The 2,001-nt window shown below is 59.8% G+C and carries 1 protein-coding gene (running past one end of the window); it reads right to left on the minus strand.

The features are described 5' to 3' along the window. The coding region annotated (locus tag JV201_RS10410) for an RHS repeat-associated core domain-containing protein (RefSeq protein WP_219407152.1) crosses the window boundary (this coding region is incomplete at its 3' end): on the minus strand, window positions 1-2,001 show 2,001 of its 4,227 nt. 2,226 nt of the annotated region lie beyond the right edge of the window.

Below are 2,001 nucleotides of genomic sequence, written 5' to 3' on the forward strand. Positions count from 1 at the left end.
CAACCCCAACGGATCCACCCACCCGGTCGGGTTGGGCACGTACTGGTATCCGTTCAGCCCGCCCGCCAGTTTCACCGGATCAGGCGTCAGGTAGCGGCCAATGTCCGGATTGTAGTAGCGATGACGGTTGTAGTGCAGCCCGCTTTCCGGGTCGAAGTATTGGCCCTGGAAGCGCAGCGGGTTGGTGAGGGTGTTGACGTCCAGCTTCGCGATTTGGCCGTAGGCGCGGTAGTGCGCGGACCAGACAATTTCGCCGTCGGGTGCGGTGAGTTCTTGTGGGGTGCCGAGGTGGTCGAGTTGGTAGTGGAAGGGCTTTACGTCTTCCGGGCCGTAGCCTTTCAGCAGTGCTAACGGGCGGAAGCTGTTGGGTTCGTAGATATAGCTTTGGTGGTGATCAGCACTGTGTTCGGCAATCAGCGTGTCGCCTTGCCAGAAGAACTCGGTGGTTTGGCTTTTTATCGTTTTGGCGATACGCCGACCAAACGGGTCGTAGCGATAGCTGGCCTGGGTGCCGTCCGGTTGGGTGACGCTGATCAGGCGATGCCGACAGTCGTAACTGTATTCGGTAACTAACTGCCGCGCCCGACCCCGGCGTTCCCGCAGGAGGTTGCCGAAAGCGTCGTAGTCGTAATGACGGTCGCCTTGCATCAACAGGCGGTTGCCTTTGACGACGCTGGGCCCGACGCGGTCTTGCATCAGCAGGTTGCCCGCCGGGTCGTGGACGAAGCGTTCCTGCAGATCGTGCGAGTGGTCGGCGCGGGTCAGGCGGTCGAGTGGGTCGTAGTGATAGTCGTGCTGGCCTTTGCGGGTGTCGAGGATGCGGGTCAGGTTGCCGCGTTTGTCGTAGTCGTATTGGCGGCGCTGGTGGCGTTGTTCCTGTTGGGTGATSGCGTGGGCGTGCAGGCGGCCCTGGTCGTCGTAGTGGTAGTGGCTGAGGAGTTGGCCTTGCTGGCGCTGATGTTCRCGGCCGGATTTGAACAGGTGCGAGGTGAGCRGGTTGCCGTTGAGTTSGACGGTGSCGAGGTCGCCRCCTTTKTCGTRGTGGAARGCGAGGCGGTTGTTRTCGGGCAGGCGCAGGTAGTTGARTTGCCCGCATTCGTCGTAGCCATAGCGCAAGGTGCCCCAGCCCTGGTGCTCGGCGGTGAGGCGGTTTTGCAGGTCGTATTCGTAGTGCAGTGGCCAGTGGCCGTCGTCGACGCTGATAAGGTTGCCGAGGCGGTCGTAGGTGTAATYGACRMTGYTGCSGTCRGGCAGGGTTTTTCTTACGAGRCGACCGGCGGCATCGCGCKCATAACCGGTAACCARCTGACTGCCGTCATCGCCGTATTCRGTCTTTTCCAGCAGATGMCCGGCGAGGTCGTAGACRTAGGCRGTMCGSCGGCCATCAAACCCGRTYTCCTGCTGGATCAGGCCRTTGGCGTGRTASTCRAGCCGRTAGGTTTCSCCRACCTCRTTTTCRATCTCGGTSAGTAACARCCGAACATTGTCRTARCGGTATTTRAGCTGCGTGCCGTCCGGATTAATCCGACGGCTGATCAGGTGCAAACCATCGGCGTATTCGTAGCGGGTGACGCGGCCCAACTCGTCGCGCTCAGCAGTGATTTTTCCGTACGGGTTGTAGCTGAATTCGCGTGTGGCMCCKTCAGGCTGAATCACTTTCAGCAAACGACCTACGGCGTCCCACTGATACTGGGTCAGYGCRCCATGCTCATCCTCGCAAGCCACCTGCCGCCCCAGCTCGTCATAGCGATAACGCCGCACACCGCCATTCGCCAGTTTTTCCTCAATGAGCTGGCCGCGTTCGTTCCAGATAAAGCGTTGGCTGCTGTTRTCCGGATACCAAACACCCGTGAGCTTTCCGTGTTGGGTGTAGGTGTATTCGGTGTAATTGCCGTCCGGRTCAGTCTTGCGAGTGATATCGCCTTGATCGTTACGCTGGTATTTCCACACCGCGTCACCACGGCGCACAACCCGTACGAACCCGTTGTCATGCTCGTAGGA

Origin of the sequence: Pseudomonas sp. Colony2, assembly GCF_019382755.1 — a bacterium.
Taxonomy (GTDB): Bacteria; Pseudomonadota; Gammaproteobacteria; order Pseudomonadales; family Pseudomonadaceae; genus Aquipseudomonas.